The organism is Neobacillus terrae (genome assembly GCF_011393025.1).
Taxonomy (GTDB): domain Bacteria; phylum Bacillota; class Bacilli; order Bacillales; family Cytobacillaceae; genus Neobacillus_A; species Neobacillus_A terrae.
In genome coordinates, this window is the sequence record NZ_JAAOEO010000002.1 from 275,550 (window position 1) to 293,386 (window position 17,837).

Sequence of the window (17,837 nt, forward strand, 5' to 3'; positions counted from 1 at the left end):
TTTTCCAAAGGGGGAACAATCAATGTCCATCGAATTAAAAACGAAATACGGACAAATAGATATTTCGAATGAAGTTATTGCAACAATTGCGGGCGGAGCAGCAATAGATTGTTATGGAATTATCGGTATGGCCTCCAAAAACCAAATTAAAGATGGCCTTACAGATATACTGCGCAGGGAAAACTTTACCCGCGGCGTAATTGTCCGTCAGGAAGACCAGGAAGTACATATTGATATGTATATTATTGTAAGCTATGGAACTAAAATTTCCGAGGTTGCCCACAACGTACAATCAAAGGTTAAATATACACTTGATAAAACTGTTGGACTGGCCGTTGACTCGGTAAATATTTACGTGCAGGGAGTTCGTGTAACGAACCCGTAGGTCGTTTTCCAGCGAGCTTTAGTGAGGAGGAAAGTTTTGTGTCAATTACAGCATTAGACGGAAAACGTTTTGCAGAAATGGTGATTCAAGGTGCTAACCACCTATCTGCAAATGCAAAAATGGTAGATGCATTAAACGTTTTTCCAGTTCCCGATGGTGATACCGGAACGAATATGAATTTATCCATGACTTCCGGTGCAAAGGAAGTAAAAAACAATGTACAAGAACATATAGGCAAGGTCGGAACGGCTCTTTCAAAAGGCTTGCTTATGGGGGCTCGCGGAAATTCGGGTGTTATCCTTTCCCAATTGTTCCGCGGCTTTTCAAAGGCAATTGAAAACAAGTCTGTTATTTCTGGCAAGGAATTTGCTGCGGCATTAAACTCAGGAGTTGAAACGGCTTATAAAGCTGTTATGAAGCCTGTGGAAGGAACTATTTTGACAGTGGCTAAGGATTCTGCAAAAAAAGGAGTACAATCCTCTCAAAATACAGATGACATCATTGTAATCATGGAAGATGTTCTGAAAGAAGCGAAGGCCTCATTGAAACGAACTCCTGATTTGCTTCCTGTTTTAAAGGAAGTTGGAGTGGTAGATAGTGGCGGCCAGGGCCTTGTATTTGTATATGAAGGTTTTCTTGCTGAATTAAAAGGAGAAAAGCTGCCAGATTCTCCAGCAGCCATTCCTTCTATGAATGATCTTGTCAGTGCAGAACATCATAAGAGCGTACAAAGCCATATCAACACTGAAGATATTGAATTTGGCTATTGCACAGAAATGATGATTAAATTTGAAGCCGATAAACTTGCCAACAATCCTTTCAAAGAGGAAAAATTCCGCCAGGATCTCAGCCAGTACGGCGACTCGCTTCTTGTGATTGCGGATGAAGAATTGGTTAAGGTTCATATTCACTCCGAACAGCCGGGTACAGTTCTAAGCTATGGCCAGCTTTATGGAAGCCTTATCAATATTAAAGTGGATAATATGCGCCAGCAGCATACCAATATTGTGGGTGAAACTCATACACCGCTGGTTTCAGAAACACCTAAACAACAGAAAAAAGAAAAGCTTGAATTCGGGATTGTTACTGTTTCAATGGGAGCAGGAATCGCAGATCTATTTAGGAGCATTGGAGCACACGCCGTGATTGAAGGCGGTCAAACCATGAACCCAAGCACAGAGGATATTGTAAAGGCAATTAAAGAGGTTAATGCCAAGAAAGTATTCATACTCCCGAATAATAAAAATATTATCATGGCTGCCGAGCAGGCTGCAGAAGTATCTGAAGAGGAAGTATCTGTTATTCCATCCAAGACTGTTCCGCAGGGGCTTTCTGCCTTGCTTGCATTTAATCCTGGAACAGATATGAAAACCAATGAATCTTCAATGAATGAAGCTCTTCAGCATGTGAAAACAGGACAAATTACATTTGCAGTCCGTGATACAAGCATTGATGGTCTTGAAATACAAAAAGATGATTTTATGGGAATCGCGGAAAGTAAAATTATCGTAAAGGACAGGGATAAATTAAAAGCAGCAGAAGCTTTGCTCTCAGAACTTATTGATAATGATTCCGAGATATTAACCATCCTTTATGGTGAAGATGTAACAGAAGATGAAGTAAGTGCGCTTCAACAATTTGTTGAGGAAAACTTTGAGGATGTTGAGGTTGAAATCCACAATGGCCAGCAGCCGCTTTATTCCTTTATCTTTGCTGTTGAATAAATAATTGAACCCAATTTTTATTACTAGACCTATACCTAAATGAAAGATAAAATAGAAGGGATGTACCCTTCTATTTTTTATGCTTAAAACTAAAGGACCTTGTTAAGGTTTTATATATAACTTAATTTATAAAACCGCTTTCATTTCGAAGCAAGTTTTTTAAAAAAGGGGAAATGTACGATGAAATATAAAAGCGTATTTGATATAATTGGCCCGGTTATGATAGGTCCATCAAGTTCTCATACTGCAGGCGCAGCGCGAATTGGGAGACTTGCCCGAACATTATATGGACGGGAGCCGAAATGGGCTAATATTTCACTTTATGGTTCGTTTGCTAAAACTTATAAAGGCCATGGTACGGACGTAGCAATCGTAGGTGGAATACTTGACTTTGACACTTATGATGAAAGGATCATTCAGGCGATTGATATTGCAAACGAGCATGGTATGAAAATAAGGTTTATCGAGGAAGACGCCCTCACAGACCATCCCAATACAGCAAGAATTCAAATTGGCGATGATAAAGGTGAGCTTGAGCTTGTCGGAATTTCGATTGGCGGAGGAAAAGTAGAGATTACTGAATTAAATGGTTTTGAGTTAAAATTATCAGGGCATCACCCGGCTATTCTGGTTGTCCATAATGACCGTTTTGGTGCTATCGCATCTGTTTCTAATATTCTTGCTAAATATGAAATTAATATCGGGCATATGGATGTTTCCCGTAAGGAAATAGGAAAAATGGCATTAATGACTATTGAAGTAGATCATAATATTGGAGATCATATCCTACATGAAATAGAACAGCTGCCAATAGTTTTGAAAGTCACTAAAATCGTAGATTAAACATAGATGTATCCTTAGGGATATTGTATTTTTAAAAGGGGGCGGACAAATGTTTCGCAATGTTGCCGAACTAGTAGAACTGGCAATCAGCCAGAATAAAAAAATATCCGAGCTTATGATTGAGCAGGAAATGAATGTAACAGGACGCACTAAAGAAGAAATCTTCTCACAGATGGACCATAATCTTAAAATTATGGAAGAAGCAGTAGAACGGGGGCTTAAAGGGGTAAAATCCCATTCAGGTCTGACGGGCGGTGACGCGGTTCTTCTTCAGCAATATATAGAAAAAGGTAATTTTTTATCAGGTGAAACCATTCTTGACGCCGTCAGCAAAGCGGTCGCGACCAATGAAGTGAATGCAGCGATGGGTACCATTTGTGCTACGCCAACTGCTGGTTCTGCAGGAGTAGTGCCAGGAACATTATTTGCTGTTCAAAAGAAATTAAACCCAACACGTGAACAAATGGTTTCATTCTTATTTACGGCAGGGGCTTTCGGCTTTGTTGTTGCCAATAATGCTTCTATTTCAGGCGCGGCAGGAGGCTGCCAGGCTGAAGTAGGGTCCGCTTCTGGTATGGCTGCTGCTGCTATTGTTGAGATGGCAGGCGGAACACCTGAACAATGTGCGGATGCTATGGCGATAACGTTAAAAAATATGCTTGGACTTGTTTGTGATCCAGTAGCTGGCCTTGTAGAGGTTCCATGTGTGAAGCGAAACGCAATGGGTGCCGCTAATGCAATGGTCGCTGCAGATATGGCGCTTGCAGGTATCACAAGCCGTATTCCTTGTGATGAGGTTATTGATGCTATGTTTAAAATAGGACAGTCCATGCCGACCGCACTTAAAGAAACAGCACAGGGAGGGTTGGCGGCTACTCCGACAGGCCGTGAATTGGAGGCCAAGATTTTCGGAATACCGCTCAATAGACGTGAATCCAAATCTTAATCAGCCGGTAACGGTTATCAAGGGAATTGGGGAGGAAACAGCTGAATCACTTGCGGAAATGAACATTTTAACAGTATATGACCTATTGGAGCATTTTCCATATAGGTACGAAGATTACCGCCTGCGTGATTTGGCAGAAGTAAAGCATGATGAAAAGGTGACGGTTGAAGGGAAGGTTCACAGTGAGCCTTCTCTCGTCTATTATGGAAGAAAAAAATCAAGGCTGACTCTCCGCCTTCTTGTTGACCGATACTTAATTCAGGTTGTGTTTTTTAACCAACCATACTTAAAAAATAAAATTTCGATTAATGACAGCATAACTGTAACTGGGAAGTGGGATCAGCATCGGCAGCTTATTACAGCGAATGAGATGCATATTGGAAGCTATACAAACAGTAGTGATTTTGAACCTGTTTATGCGTTAAAAGGGAAATTAACGATGAAGGGAATGCGTAAATATATTAAGTTAGCATTCCAGCAATTTGGTACTTTGGCGGAAGAAACTCTGCCAGTATCCATTTTAAAAAAATACAAGCTGCTAACCCGGAGAGACGCCCTTCGTGCTATCCATCTCCCGGATAATAGTGAAGATTTAAAACAGGCAAGGCGCAGGTTTGTATACGAAGAATTTTTATCATTTCAGTTGAAAATGCAGGCATTGAGAAAGTTTGAAAGAGAACATTCTCCCGGTATTGAAATGAATTATGATTTTGAAAGGCTAAAAGAGTTTATTGACAGCCTTCCTTTTCCTCTTACAGATGCACAAAAAAGAGTAGTAAATGAAATACTAACAGATATGAAATCCCCCTTTAGGATGAACAGGCTGCTTCAAGGAGATGTTGGTTCCGGAAAAACGGTCGTAGCAGCTATCTGCCTATTTGCCGGTGTAACTGCTGGTTACCAAGGCGCACTGATGGTTCCAACTGAGATTCTAGCTGAACAGCATGCATCGTCCCTTAAGGCTATGCTTAGTCCCTTTGGATTACGGTGTGAGCTCCTCACGTCTTCAGTAAAAGGCAAGGCGCGAAGAGAATTGCTGCAGGAATTGTCGGAAGGAAATATTCATATTTTGATAGGAACTCATGCTTTAATTCAAGATGAGGTTACCTTCAAAAAGCTTGGTTTTGTTATAACAGATGAACAGCATCGCTTCGGTGTTGAGCAAAGGAGAGTCCTCCGTGAAAAAGGAGAAAATCCAGACGTTCTATTTATGACAGCAACCCCTATCCCAAGGACTTTGGCCATTACCGTTTTTGGAGAAATGGATGTTTCCATCATTGATGAAATGCCAGCTGGAAGAAAAGGCATTGAGACTTACTGGGCAAAGCAGGAAATGTTGGACCGAGTGCTTGCTTTTGTTGAAAAAGAACTTCGTAAAGGGCATCAGGCTTATGTCATTTGCCCGCTCATTGAGGAGTCTGAAAAACTGGATGTCCAGAATGCAATTGATGTACACGCCACACTTACACATTATTTTCAAAATCGTTACAAGATCGGTTTAATGCATGGCCGATTGAGTTCGGACGAAAAGGACACAGTTATGAAGGCCTTCAGCGCCAATGAAGTCCAGGTGCTGGTATCGACAACAGTTGTAGAAGTAGGGGTAAACGTACCGAATGCGACAATGATGGTTATTTATGATGCAGAAAGATTCGGCCTTTCCCAGCTTCACCAGCTTCGCGGGCGTGTAGGACGGGGCAGCGATCAATCTTATTGCATACTTCTCGCTGATCCAAAAACAGAAGTCGGAAAAGAACGAATGAAAATCATGACAGAGACTAATGATGGATTTGTTCTTAGCGAAAAGGACCTGGAGCTAAGAGGGCCTGGTGACTTTTTTGGCAAAAAGCAAAGCGGAATCCCAGAGTTTAAAGTGGCCGACATGGTCCATGACTATAGGGCGCTGGAAACTGCCAGGGAAGATGCGGCCAAGCTCATTCAGTCTAGGATGTTTTGGGAAGCGCCCGAGTTTGAACAGCTTCGAAGGGAACTGAAACAAACGGGTGTACTAGATGGAGAAAAGCTTGATTAAATAAAGGTTGTCCAATTTGCTGGACAACCTTTATTCTTTATACCTCAATAAGTATATAGGCTTCATGATTCCTTACTTTTTGGAGATTATTCGAATCTTTGGTTTTAATCGTACTTCTAATACCCGAGCTAATACATATACCAAACCTTGTGAAGGTTATTCCCTGCAGTCCGGTTATGCTCAACTGAAGAGTTGGAATGACCTGCTGGGCCAGGGGATGTCTGTAAGTGTGTGGTTATGCCCATGTACAAACTTGCAACTTAAAAACTTAATCCCAAAACCTGGTTTCCTTTTGGAATTTTCGGGATATATGTTTTGTGAGCCAGCGGCATACTAATTACACGGCTTTGATAAAAAGAACTAATTCTTGCAATCTGCTTTTCTAAATTTTATACTACTATTAGTACCTAGTCATAAGAGCGCGGACGGTGTAATAGATGAAGCGAAATAAAAAAGAACGGCAGCAGTTATTGGCCTCCACTATAAAAGATAACCCTTTTATTACGGACGAAGAGCTGGCAGAAAAGTTTACTGTGAGTGTTCAAACTATCCGTCTTGACCGCCTGGAGCTCTCCATTCCTGAGCTGCGGGAACGGATTAAAACAGTGGCTGAAAAACGATTTGAGGATGAGGTGCGTTCTCTTCCTCTCGAAGAAGTAATTGGAGAAATTATTGATATTGAATTAGATAAGAATGCGATATCGATTTTCGATGTAAAAGAAGAACATGTTTTTAAAAGAAATAAGATTGCCAGGGGCCATCATGTATTTGCCCAGGCAAACTCTCTAGCCGTTGCAGTTATCAACGATGAATTGGCTTTGACGGCAAAAGCAAATATACAATTTAAACGCCAGGTCATGCAAAATGAGCGGGTAGTTGCCAAAGCAAGAGTGGCAAAAATTGATGATGAAAGCGGCCGGACTTTCGTGGAAGTAAACAGCTTTGTTAATACCGAGCTTGTTTTTTCGGGTGAATTTGAAATGTACCGCTCAAACCATAGTTAAAGGATGCGAAATGAAAATGAAACTAGCCATTGATGCAATGGGCGGCGATCATGCTCCTAAAGAGATTGTGCTGGGGGCATTAAAAGCTGTTCAGGCTTTTTCAGACATACATATTACCCTTGTAGGGGACGAAAATAAAATTAAAGAACATATGAATGGGCATGAACGCATTTCCATTCTGCATACAGACGAGGTCATTCTGGGAACGGACGAGCCTGTGAGAGCTGTTCGGCGGAAAAAGAATGCTTCTATGGTGCTGGCATCCAAGCTGGTTGCAGATGGCGAGGCAGATGCATGTATATCTGCCGGAAATACTGGCGCGCTAATGGCTTCAGGCCTTTTTGTGATAGGCAGGATTGAAGGAATTGACCGTCCCGCCTTATCACCAACAATGCCTACAATAGGCGGAGAAGGATTTCTTATGCTGGACGTAGGAGCTAATGTTGACGCGAAGCCGGAGCATCTGCTTCAATTTGCAATTATGGGATCGATTTACAGTCAGAAGGTAAGAGGAATCTCTAAACCACGTGTCGGGCTCCTGAATATAGGCACCGAAGAGAAAAAGGGAAACGACCTGACTAAGGAAACTTTTGTACTTCTGAAAAATGCGGATATCAATTTTATCGGAAATGTGGAGGCAAGAGATCTTCTTGAAGGGGCTGCTGATGTCGTAGTTACGGATGGTTTTACAGGCAACATGGTCCTAAAAACACTTGAAGGTACGGCTATGTCTGTTTTCAAAATGCTTAAAACGGCTTTAACAAGCAGCCTAAAAACCAAGCTTGCTGCTGCAGTTTTAAAGCCTGATCTTAAAGAGCTTAAAAACACAATGGATTATTCAGAGCATGGAGGAGCTGCGCTTTTCGGTTTAAAGGCTCCAGTTATAAAAGCACATGGTTCATCCAATGCCCAGGCGTTGTTTAGTGCTGTAAGACAAACAAGGGAAATGGTCGGCAGCAATGTAACTGGACTAATTAAATCAACTATTGAACAGATGGAGGCTTCTCAAAATACTGTGGAAGCCGGCAAAAAATCGGAATAAAAAAAGGAGTGTTTTTCATGGGGAAAATAGCTTTTCTTTTTCCAGGACAGGGTTCACAGACTGTTGGTATGGGAAAAAGCCTTGCCGATCAAAATACAAAGGTAACAGAAGCATTTAACCAGGCGGATGAGAAATTAGGATTTTCGCTTAGCAGGCTCATTTTTGAAGGGCCTCAGGAGGAATTGACGCTGACTGTTAATGCTCAGCCAGCACTGCTTACAACGAGTATCGCTATTCTTAATTATTTCCAGGAATCAGGAATTAAAGCCGATTATGTTGCCGGCCACAGTTTGGGTGAATATACTGCCCTTGTTGCTGCTGGTTCACTTTCTTTTCAGGAAGCGGTTTATACTGTCCGTAAAAGGGGCGAACTAATGGAGAAAGCTGTGCCTAATGGCGAAGGTACCATGGCGGCTGTTCTGGGAATGGACAAGAATCTCCTTACAGAGGTTACACAGGCTGTTACGGATGAAGGAAATCCTGTACAGTTGGCGAATTTAAACTGCCCGGGTCAAATTGTTATTTCAGGCTCCAGACGAGGAGTCGAGCTTGCAGGAGAGAAAGCAAAAGAAGCAGGCGCTAAAAGAGTTATACCTCTTGAAGTGAGCGGTCCTTTCCATTCAAGCCTGATGAAGCCTGCTGCTGAGGAACTATCCTCCGTTCTGGACAATATAAATGTCAAAAATGCTATTATTCCTGTTATTGCCAATGTAACGGCAGAGCCAATGACAGATTCTGCTGATATTAAAGAAAAATTAATTGAACAGCTCTATTCACCAGTTTTATGGGAAGATACTGTCCGTAAAATGATTGCTTTGGGTGTTGATACCTTTATTGAAATTGGTCCAGGAAAGGTACTTTCTGGCCTAGTGAAAAAAGTTGACCGTTCTGCAAAAACTTATTCCGTGTCTGATGCGGAAACCGGAAAAGCGGTCATGGAAGCCTTGAAGGAGGAAACTCGATGAAATTAGATGGAAAATCTGTACTTGTTACCGGAGCTTCCCGTGGAATTGGCAGAGAGATTGCTCTTGAATTTGCCAGAGAGGGCGCCAATGTTGCTGTGAATTTTTCAGGAAGTGAAGCAAAAGCTAACGAAACAGTGGATGAAATAAAAGCAATGGGAAGAGACGCATTTTCCGTTCAATGTGATGTTTCCAATGCTGAATCCGTTGCATCAATGGTGAAAGAAACGATTGACCGCTTTGGCAAGCTTGACGTGTTAGTGAATAATGCAGGGATTACAAAGGATAACCTTATAATGAGGATGAAGGAAGAAGAATGGGATGATGTTATTAATATCAACCTAAAAGGAGTATTCCTTTGTACGAAAGCGGTAACGCGGCAAATGATGAAGCAGCGCAGCGGAAGAATTGTTAATATTGCTTCCATTGTTGGTGTGAGCGGGAATCCTGGACAAGCTAACTATGTTGCAGCAAAAGCAGGGGTTATTGGACTTACGAAAACAACTGCGAAGGAACTGTCATCCCGAAACATTACAGTTAATGCTGTAGCTCCTGGGTTCATAACTACCGATATGACCGAAAAACTCACTGAAGAAGTAAAATCCGAAATGCTGAAGCAGATCCCTCTAGCGAGATTTGGTGAGCCGAAGGATATTGCAAAAGTGGCAGTTTTCCTTGCTTCTGACGATAGTTCTTACATGACTGGCCAGACACTTCACGTTGATGGCGGAATGGTAATGTAATATTTCTTTAATATTACTTTTATTTTTTTGATGTTATACTCTATAATAGCTTGAGGGGAGGTGAACAAGCATGGCAGATGTATTAGAACGTGTAACAAAAATCATCGTAGACCGTCTTGGTGTAGATGAATCTCAAGTTACCCTTGAGGCTTCTTTCAAAGAGGACCTGGGTGCAGATTCCCTCGATGTAGTTGAATTAGTAATGGAACTGGAAGATGAGTTCGATATGGAAATTTCTGACGATGATGCTGAAAAGATCGGCACAGTTGGCGATGCTGTTAATTACATAAATAACAAGTAATAATCGTTGGGTTTCTACTCAAAGCTCCGTTTTCAAACGGAGCTTTCTTCTGTATTATAGAGGAAATGGGTGTTTGCTAAAGGCTCTTTTCAAAGAGATTGTTGTAATTTGAAGAAACTGTAAGCAAAATAGGCGAAACCCCGCAGGTCGTAGGACCTAGGAGGCGTGCTCCTGCGCCACAGAATATTCGAAGTAGCGACCTTCAGCTCGTCGCAAAGCTGCAGGTAGCCGGATAGGATGCTTATCACGAAGTTATCTACAGGCTACAGCTTGATTGCCAGCGGAAAGCGAGTCTATTTTTGTATTTATAAACAACAAAGTTTACGAAAAGAGCCTTACTATAAAAGTAATATGAATTTCGACTTAAGACGAAATTCGCTTACACCTTTAAAATATGGGGAATCCTATTTCAATAACGGAAAACGAATTGCAGCCGTTAAATATTTCATGCGCAATTACGGAAAGGATATCGAAATGAATATGAATCGCGCAAAAGATACTCAATTTAAAGAATTTCAAAAAAGCATGAACATCTTTTTTGAAAATGAAAATTTATTAAAACAAGCATTTACGCATTCATCATATGTGAATGAGCATCGGAGAAAGCCTTTTGAAGATAATGAAAGGCTGGAGTTTTTAGGCGATGCCGTTTTGGAACTGACTGTGTCACAATTTCTTTTTAAAAAATATCCAATGATGAGCGAGGGTGAATTAACAAAACTGAGGGCCGCTATCGTTTGTGAGCCTTCCCTTGTGGAATTTGCTAATGAACTTTCATTTGGCAATTTGATCTTGCTTGGAAAAGGAGAAGAAATGACAGGCGGAAGAACAAGACCTGCCCTCCTTGCAGATGTTTTCGAAGCGTTCATTGGCGCGCTTTATTTAGACAAAGGAATTGAACACGTTATTGATTTTCTTGATAAAGTTGTTTTCCCGAAAATCAATGCAGGTGCTTTTTCTCATGTGATGGATTTTAAAAGCCAGCTGCAGGAGCTGGTTCAAAGGGATAGTATTGGAGCACTGGAATATCGTGTTCTTCAGGAAAAAGGGCCAGCCCATAACCGTGAATTCGTTTCCCGTGTTTCACTCAATGGGGACGAGCTTGGTACAGGTATGGGGAGATCAAAAAAAGAGGCAGAGCAGCATGCTGCCCAAATGGCTCTCGATAAGCTAAAGACAAAGATGGAAAAGTAAGTATGATAACCAGCCCGCCTAAGGAGGAAATTGCATGTATTTAAAAAGGTTGGATGTCATTGGTTTTAAATCTTTCGCTGAGCGGATTGAAATAGATTTTGTGAAGGGCGTAACGGCCGTTGTCGGACCAAACGGCAGTGGGAAAAGCAATGTTATTGATGCGATTCGATGGGTTCTGGGAGAACAATCAGCCAAGTCGCTGCGCGGTTCAAAAATGGAGGACATCATTTTTGCCGGCAGCGATTCACGCCGCCCATTAAACTTTGCTGAAGTTACCTTGACACTCGACAACGAAGAACACGGCCTTTCTATTGACTACAACGAGGTAAGTGTGACAAGAAGAGTTTACCGTTCCGGAGAAAGTGATTTTTTAATAAATAAACAGTCTTGCCGGCTAAAGGATATTATCGATTTATTTATGGATTCTGGGCTTGGCCGGGAAGCCTTTTCAATTATAAGCCAAGGAAAAGTAGAGGAAATCCTGAATAGCAAGCCAGAAGACCGCCGGACTATTTTTGAAGAAGCGGCCGGGGTTCTAAAATATAAAAACCGTAAGAAAAAAGCTGAATCCAAGCTTACAGAGACCCAGGAAAATCTTAACAGGGTAAATGATATTCTCTATGAGCTTGAAAGCCAGGTTGAACCTTTAAAAATACAGGCTTCCATTGCCAAGGACTTTTTAGAGAAAAAAGAGGAACTTGAAAAGATTGAAGTAGCTCTTACTGTCTACGAGATAGAAGATCTCCATCAAAAATGGGAAAACACTTCAAATCAGCTCGAACAGCACAAAAATGATGAACTAAAGCTTTCTTCAGATTTACAAAGCAAAGAAGCTGCAATTGAAGAAACGAGAGACAAGGTTACAGCTCTGGATGAATCTATCAGCGACCTGCAAAACGTTCTGCTTTATGCGAGTGAAGAACTTGAAAAGCTAGAAGGCAGAAAGGAAGTTTTGAAGGAACGTAAGAAAAATGCTGTTCACAACAGAGCTCAGCTTGAAAAAAATATTGTTGACCTTTCTGAAAGAATTGAAGCATTAAAGTCTCAAAAAGAGATCCAGGAAGCTGCAGTAAAAACTCTTAGTGAACAAACGGAGATGCTGCAGGCCGGTTTAAGGGAGAAACAGCAGCAGCTTCAATTATATAGCGAGAATATTGAAGAAAAAATCGATTCGTTAAAAAGTGAATATATTGAGCTCTTAAATGACCAGGCCGGTGCTAAAAACGAGTTAAAGTATATTGGTCAGCAGCTTGACCAGCAGGGCCGTAAAAGCTCAAGGCTTGATGAAGAAAACCAGAGATACCTTGAGGACAGGATATTGGCCGGGGCAAAGAAGGCGAAGATTCAGGCCTCCATTAAAGATATTCAGGTTCAGCTCGAAGAACAGGTCACCTTTTTCCGAGAGGCTCAGCGGAAGCTGGAGAATGCACGAAGCCAATATGATAAACAGGAAAAAACGCTTTATCAGGCATATCAATTTCTTCAGCAGGCTAAATCCAGGAAAGATATGCTCGAGGATATGGAGGAAGATTTCGCGGGATTTTTCCAGGGAGTTAAGGAAGTCCTTAAAGCCCGGGGAACTCGTCTTCAGGGTATTGAAGGGGCTGTTGCAGAGTTAATTCAAGTGCCTAAACAATTTGAAACTGCCATTGAAACAGCATTGGGCGGTGCACTTCAGCATGTGGTGACGGATAACGAGGAGAACGCTAGGAGCGCTATCCAATTTTTAAAGAAAAATAATTATGGCCGCGCAACCTTTCTGCCATTGAGTGTCATTAAGGGAAGGCCACTTTCATCTGTCCAGCTTGCATCCATTCAGGGGCACCCATCCTTTGTGGGTACAGCTGTAAGCTTATTAGATTTTGATGCTAAATATTCTGAGGTCATTCAAAACCTGCTTGGAAATGTGGTTGTAACAAAGGATTTGAAGGGTGCAAATGAATTAGCAAAAGCTCTCCAATACAGAACCAGAATGGTTACCCTTGAAGGGGACATCGTTAATCCGGGCGGCTCTATGACAGGCGGGGCTGCGAAACAGAAATCTTCATCCCTGCTTAGCCGTAAAGCGGAGTTGGATGATCTGAAAGAAAAATTGGCCAGTATGGAAGTCAAAACGGCCCAGCTTGAAAATCTAGTAAAATCCCTGAAGGAAGATTCCCAAAATCAGCAAGTAAATTTAGAGGATTTGAGAAAAAAAGGTGAAGAGTTACGGTTTAGAGAACAAGAGTTAAAAGGGGATCTCAGAGAGGCCGAGCTTGAGGAAAAAAATATAAATGAGCGTCTATCTATCTATGACCTCGAAAAGAGCCAGTATACTGAAGAAAAGTCATCTTTAACATTCCGTAAACAGGAATTGGAGAACCAGCTGGAGGAATTCACCGTCAAGATTGCCCAAATGGACGAATTGATTGTGCAGCTAACCCAACAAAAGACAAGCGACCTAAGCTCCAGGGAAACTCTATTAAATGATATCAGCGAGCTTAAAGTAGAATTTGCTGCGACAAACGAGCAATTTTCTCATGCAAAAGAACGTTTCGCCAGCATTACTGCTGATTTGGATGAAAGTGAAAAAAGGCATGCCTTATATACAGAGGACCTTCACTTACTTTCTTCGGAAATGAATCAGAGCTCTTCAGGAGAGGAACATCTGGAGGCGGCGGCAGCAAAGAAACAGAAGGACAAGGAAGAAACGATTAAGCTTATTTCCTTAAGAAGGGATGAGCGTTTAAAGCTTCAAAATACTCTTGAGGATGCAGAGCTTGAAGCAAAGGAACTCAAACGCCTGCATAAAGGAATGGTAGTGGTTTTGAAGGATGAGGAAGTAAAGCTTAACCGTCTTGATGTCGAGCTTGAAAACCGCCTTGCTCATCTAAGGGAAGAATATTTACTTACATTTGAAGGGGCAAAAGAGCAGTATCCTCTTTTGATGCCTGCAGATGAAGCGAAAAAGAAAGTAAAGTTGATTAAGCTTGCTATTGAGGAACTAGGAAGTGTCAACCTGGGTGCGATTGAAGAGTATGACCGTGTTTCCGAACGCTATGAATTTTTACTCGAACAAAAAACGGACCTGCAGGAAGCAAAAGATACCCTTACTCAGGTTATAGATGAAATGGATATTGAAATGAAAAGACGGTTTGAGGAAACCTTTTATAGCATTCGAAGTCATTTTGAACCTGTTTTCCAGGCGCTGTTTGGCGGAGGAAGAGCAGATTTAAGACTGACAGATCCTGAGGACCTCTTAAATACCGGAGTGGAAATCGTTGCTCAGCCTCCAGGGAAGAAGCTTCAAAATCTTGGACTGCTTTCTGGTGGGGAACGTGCACTGACTGCCATTGCGTTGCTATTCTCTATTTTAAAGGTTCGTCCAGTGCCTTTCTGTATTCTCGATGAAGTGGAAGCAGCCTTGGATGAAGCAAATGTTCATCGTTTTAGTCAATATTTAAAACGATACAGCACTGAAACGCAATTTATTGTTATAACCCATCGCAAAGGAACGATGGAAGAAGCCGATGTTTTATATGGAGTAACCATGCAGGAATCCGGTGTTTCCAAGCTAGTCTCAGTTAGGCTGGAAGAAACAAGGGAACTGGTTGAAACTTAATGGTAAGGAAGTGGGAAAATGAGCTTTTTTAAAAAATTAAAGGAAAAAATAACACAACAAACTGATAACGTGACCGAAAAGTTTAAGGAAGGCCTGACAAAGACCCGGACTAACTTTTCTGGTAAAATGAATGATCTTGTAGCACGGTACAGAAAAGTGGACGAGGACTTTTTTGAAGAGCTGGAGGAAATCCTTATTCAGGCTGATGTTGGCTTTGATACCGTTATGAAGCTGATTGACGAACTGAAAATGGAGGTAAAGCGCAAAAACATCCAGGATCCACAGGAGGTACAAAGCGTTATTTCCGAAAAGCTGGTCGATATCTACAATGGCGGCAAGGAGCAGTCTTGCAGTCTGAATATCCAGGAAAATGGCCTTACTGTAATTCTTTTTGTCGGAGTTAATGGTGTTGGTAAGACAACAACAATCGGAAAACTGGGCCATAAATTTAAGAGCGAGGGAAAAACTGTTCTAATGGCAGCCGGAGATACTTTCCGTGCGGGAGCTATCGAACAGCTTGAAGTATGGGGAGACAGAGTAGGTGTGGAGGTTATTAAACAGGCAGAAGGCTCCGATCCTGCTGCGGTTATGTTTGACGCTATCCAGGCTGCAAAGTCACGCAAGGCGGATATTTTATTGTGTGACACAGCTGGACGCCTTCAAAACAAAGTTAACCTAATGAAGGAACTTGAAAAGGTAAAGCGTGTCATCGAACGTGAAATACCCGGTGCTCCTCATGAGGTCCTCCTGGTCCTTGATGCAACCACAGGCCAGAATGCACTTATCCAGGCTAAAACATTCAAGGAAACGACTGATGTAACGGGAATCGTTCTATCGAAATTGGATGGGACAGCTAAAGGCGGAATTGTACTCGCCATTCGCAATGATTTGCAAATTCCTGTAAAACTGGTTGGCCTTGGTGAAAAAATGGATGATCTGCAGGAATTCGATGCTGAAAAATATGTTTACGGACTCTTTGCAGACCAGGTGGAATCAGTATAAATCTATTCTAATTATATGGCCTCTTTTCTAAGTAATCGTTGCTTTTATAAATAACAAAGTTTATGAAAAGAGCCATTAATAAACATAAACCTGCAAGCTTTGAAAACGGGGCTTGCGCTTTTTCTTAATGAAAATCATCAGTAAAAATTAACACAACCTATTGTAAAGAAAGTTTTCTTGACAGGGAAAAAACCTGTGTGTAAACTAGCAATGCAAAGGCATTTCACTTAACACGGAGGGATAGGCATGCTTGAAAAAACAACGCGAATGAATTTTCTCTATGACTTTTATCAGTCGTTGTTAACTCCAAAGCAGCAAAGCTATATGTCTCTCTATTATCTTGATGATTATTCTCTCGGGGAAATTGCTGAAGAGTATGATGTCAGCCGCCAGGCGGTCTATGACAATATTAAGCGGACAGAAGCCATGCTTGAGGAATATGAAAAAAAGCTATTGCTGCTTGAGAAATTTCAGGAGCGCAGCAGTATTATTGTAAAAGTGAAAGAATTGCTAAAAGAAGATTCACCTTCAAAGCAGGCGCTGCTTGAGGCAGTTGCTGAGCTTGAGAAATTAGATTAGGGAGGCGGCAGCATGGCATTTGAAGGGTTGGCTGACCGACTGCAAAATACGATACAGAAAATCCGCGGAAAAGGAAAAGTAAATGAAGCGGATGTTAAAGAAATGATGAGGGAAGTCCGCCTTGCTTTGCTTGAAGCGGACGTTAACTTCAAGGTTGTAAAGGACTTTGTCAAAAAGGTCAGTGAACGTTCCGTTGGCCAGGAGGTATTGAAAAGCCTGACACCAGGACAGCAGGTAATCAAAATCGTTAATGAAGAATTAACGGAGCTGATGGGCGGGGAGCAAAGCAAAATAGCTGTTTCAAACCGTCCGCCTACCGTTATCATGATGGTCGGCCTTCAGGGTGCAGGTAAAACAACTACCTCAGGGAAACTTGCTAATCTGCTTCGCAAAAAATACAACCGTAAACCATTGCTTGCAGCAGCCGATATATACCGGCCGGCTGCGATTAAACAGCTTGAAACACTTGGAAAACAGCTGAGTATGCCTGTTTTTTCACTGGGAGATCAGGTTAGCCCGGTAGAAATTGCCCGCCAGGCAATTGCCAAGGCAAAAGAAGATCATAATGATTATGTTCTGATTGATACCGCCGGACGTCTTCATGTCGATGAAGCTTTAATGGATGAACTGAAGGACATTAAAGAACTGACAAAGCCTGATGAAATTTTCCTTGTAGTTGATGCGATGACAGGTCAGGATGCTGTGAATGTTGCGCAAAGCTTCAATGAACAGCTTGGACTGACCGGTGTAGTTCTGACAAAGCTTGACGGCGATACCCGTGGAGGAGCAGCACTGTCAATCCGTGCAGTTACCCAAACACCGATTAAGTTTGTCGGTATGGGTGAAAAAATGGATGCGATTGAGCCTTTCCATCCAGAGAGGATGGCCTCTCGTATTCTTGGTATGGGTGACGTGCTTACGCTAATTGAAAAAGCCCAGGCAAATGTTGACGAGGAAAAGGCAAAAGAACTTGAGCAAAAAATGCGAACTGCGTCCTTTACTCTTGATGACTTTTTGGAACAATTGGGGCAGGTCCGGAATTTAGGACCGCTTGACGAATTGCTGAAAATGATGCCGGGTGCTAATAAGATTAAAGGCTTGAACAACCTGCAAATTGATGAAAAGCAGATTGCCCATGTAGAGGCTATTATTCAATCGATGACTACCTCAGAAAAAGCTCAGCCAGAAACCATAAACTCCAGCCGTAAAAGGCGGATTGCAAAAGGGAGCGGACGTACTGTTCCTGAAGTTAACCGATTGCTCAAGCAATTTGAAGAGATGAAGAAAATGATGAAACAAATGGCTGGGATGCAGCAAAAGGGTAAGAAAAAAGGTGGCTTTAAACTACCTTTTAAACCGTTTTAATCTAGTATCAGTATGATATGCTCCTGCGGCACAGCAAATTCGAGGATGTAGTGTTCACCTCGTCGCATGCCAGCAAGGATGATTTTTCAGTGATGTAGGCATGCAGCAAAAGGG

General features: G+C 41.9%; 15 protein-coding genes. All 15 read left to right on the plus strand.

The window, feature by feature from the left end; translation table 11 throughout:
- Positions 1-22 precede the first annotated feature (22 nt).
- The 15 genes from G8761_RS03855 (at position 23) to ffh (ending at position 17,723) form a co-directional block, all read left to right on the plus strand.
- Positions 23-385 (plus strand): Asp23/Gls24 family envelope stress response protein, encoded by a 363-nt coding sequence (locus tag G8761_RS03855; protein ID WP_166023837.1) that lies wholly within the window; start codon positions 23-25, stop codon positions 383-385.
- 38 nt (positions 386-423) lie between these two features.
- Entirely contained in the window at positions 424-2,109 is a 1,686-nt protein-coding gene (locus G8761_RS03860) for a DAK2 domain-containing protein (RefSeq protein WP_166023839.1), read from the plus strand.
- A 180-nt stretch (positions 2,110-2,289) separates the two neighbouring features.
- Positions 2,290-2,952, plus strand: coding sequence for an L-serine ammonia-lyase, iron-sulfur-dependent subunit beta (gene sdaAB / locus G8761_RS03865; protein WP_166023841.1), 663 nt, complete (start codon positions 2,290-2,292; stop codon positions 2,950-2,952).
- Positions 2,953-3,001: 49 nt separating this feature from the next.
- A complete protein-coding gene (gene sdaAA, locus G8761_RS03870; RefSeq protein ID WP_166023843.1) occupies positions 3,002-3,898 on the plus strand; it encodes an L-serine ammonia-lyase, iron-sulfur-dependent, subunit alpha in 897 nt (298 codons plus the stop codon).
- Positions 3,882-5,930, plus strand: coding sequence for an ATP-dependent DNA helicase RecG (gene recG / locus G8761_RS03875; RefSeq protein ID WP_166023845.1), 2,049 nt, complete (start codon positions 3,882-3,884; stop codon positions 5,928-5,930). The genes sdaAA and recG overlap by 17 nt, the downstream gene beginning before the upstream one ends.
- Before the next feature lie 437 nt (positions 5,931-6,367).
- Positions 6,368-6,934: a transcription factor FapR gene (gene fapR / locus G8761_RS03880; RefSeq protein ID WP_166023848.1), complete on the plus strand. Its 567-nt coding sequence runs from the start codon at positions 6,368-6,370 to the stop codon at positions 6,932-6,934.
- A 16-nt stretch (positions 6,935-6,950) separates the two neighbouring features.
- Positions 6,951-7,976, plus strand: a complete 1,026-nt coding sequence (gene plsX / locus G8761_RS03885; protein ID WP_166024196.1) for a phosphate acyltransferase PlsX — start codon at positions 6,951-6,953, stop codon at positions 7,974-7,976.
- Positions 7,977-7,993: 17 nt separating this feature from the next.
- Complete coding sequence (fabD, locus tag G8761_RS03890) at positions 7,994-8,941, plus strand: ACP S-malonyltransferase (RefSeq protein WP_166023850.1); 948 nt, start codon at positions 7,994-7,996, stop codon at positions 8,939-8,941.
- Positions 8,938-9,681, plus strand: a complete 744-nt coding sequence (gene fabG / locus G8761_RS03895) for a 3-oxoacyl-[acyl-carrier-protein] reductase (RefSeq protein WP_166023852.1) — start codon at positions 8,938-8,940, stop codon at positions 9,679-9,681. The genes fabD and fabG overlap by 4 nt, the downstream gene beginning before the upstream one ends.
- Before the next feature lie 70 nt (positions 9,682-9,751).
- The gene (gene acpP, locus G8761_RS03900) at positions 9,752-9,982 is read left to right on the plus strand and encodes an acyl carrier protein (RefSeq protein ID WP_027323356.1); all 231 of its coding nucleotides are present in this window, start codon (positions 9,752-9,754) and stop codon (positions 9,980-9,982) included.
- A 447-nt stretch (positions 9,983-10,429) separates the two neighbouring features.
- Positions 10,430-11,176: a ribonuclease III gene (rnc, locus tag G8761_RS03905; protein ID WP_166024198.1), complete on the plus strand. Its 747-nt coding sequence runs from the start codon at positions 10,430-10,432 to the stop codon at positions 11,174-11,176.
- A gap of 34 nt (positions 11,177-11,210) precedes the next feature.
- On the plus strand, positions 11,211-14,777 hold the full coding sequence (smc, locus tag G8761_RS03910) for a chromosome segregation protein SMC (protein ID WP_166023854.1): 3,567 nt from the start codon (positions 11,211-11,213) through the stop codon (positions 14,775-14,777).
- An 18-nt stretch (positions 14,778-14,795) separates the two neighbouring features.
- Positions 14,796-15,779, plus strand: a complete 984-nt coding sequence (gene ftsY, locus G8761_RS03915; RefSeq protein WP_166023856.1) for a signal recognition particle-docking protein FtsY — start codon at positions 14,796-14,798, stop codon at positions 15,777-15,779.
- Between the two features lie 246 nt (positions 15,780-16,025).
- Positions 16,026-16,358, plus strand: a complete 333-nt coding sequence (locus G8761_RS03920) for a putative DNA-binding protein (protein ID WP_166023858.1) — start codon at positions 16,026-16,028, stop codon at positions 16,356-16,358.
- Positions 16,359-16,370: 12 nt separating this feature from the next.
- Positions 16,371-17,723, plus strand: coding sequence for a signal recognition particle protein (gene ffh / locus G8761_RS03925; RefSeq protein WP_166023860.1), 1,353 nt, complete (start codon positions 16,371-16,373; stop codon positions 17,721-17,723).
- The last annotated feature ends 114 nt before the right edge of the window (positions 17,724-17,837 follow it).

Coding starts and splice junctions, on each gene's coding strand:
- G8761_RS03855 (WP_166023837.1), top strand. CDS start 23: ATGTCCATCGAATTAAAAACGAAATACGGACAAATAGATATTTCGAAT.
- sdaAB (WP_166023841.1), top strand. CDS start 2,290: ATGAAATATAAAAGCGTATTTGATATAATTGGCCCGGTTATGATAGGT.
- sdaAA (WP_166023843.1), top strand. CDS start 3,002: ATGTTTCGCAATGTTGCCGAACTAGTAGAACTGGCAATCAGCCAGAAT.
- fapR (WP_166023848.1), top strand. CDS start 6,368: ATGAAGCGAAATAAAAAAGAACGGCAGCAGTTATTGGCCTCCACTATA.
- plsX (WP_166024196.1), top strand. CDS start 6,951: ATGAAACTAGCCATTGATGCAATGGGCGGCGATCATGCTCCTAAAGAG.
- fabD (WP_166023850.1), top strand. CDS start 7,994: ATGGGGAAAATAGCTTTTCTTTTTCCAGGACAGGGTTCACAGACTGTT.
- fabG (WP_166023852.1), top strand. CDS start 8,938: ATGAAATTAGATGGAAAATCTGTACTTGTTACCGGAGCTTCCCGTGGA.
- acpP (WP_027323356.1), top strand. CDS start 9,752: ATGGCAGATGTATTAGAACGTGTAACAAAAATCATCGTAGACCGTCTT.
- rnc (WP_166024198.1), top strand. CDS start 10,430: ATGCGCAATTACGGAAAGGATATCGAAATGAATATGAATCGCGCAAAA.
- smc (WP_166023854.1), top strand. CDS start 11,211: ATGTATTTAAAAAGGTTGGATGTCATTGGTTTTAAATCTTTCGCTGAG.
- ftsY (WP_166023856.1), top strand. CDS start 14,796: ATGAGCTTTTTTAAAAAATTAAAGGAAAAAATAACACAACAAACTGAT.
- G8761_RS03920 (WP_166023858.1), top strand. CDS start 16,026: ATGCTTGAAAAAACAACGCGAATGAATTTTCTCTATGACTTTTATCAG.
- ffh (WP_166023860.1), top strand. CDS start 16,371: ATGGCATTTGAAGGGTTGGCTGACCGACTGCAAAATACGATACAGAAA.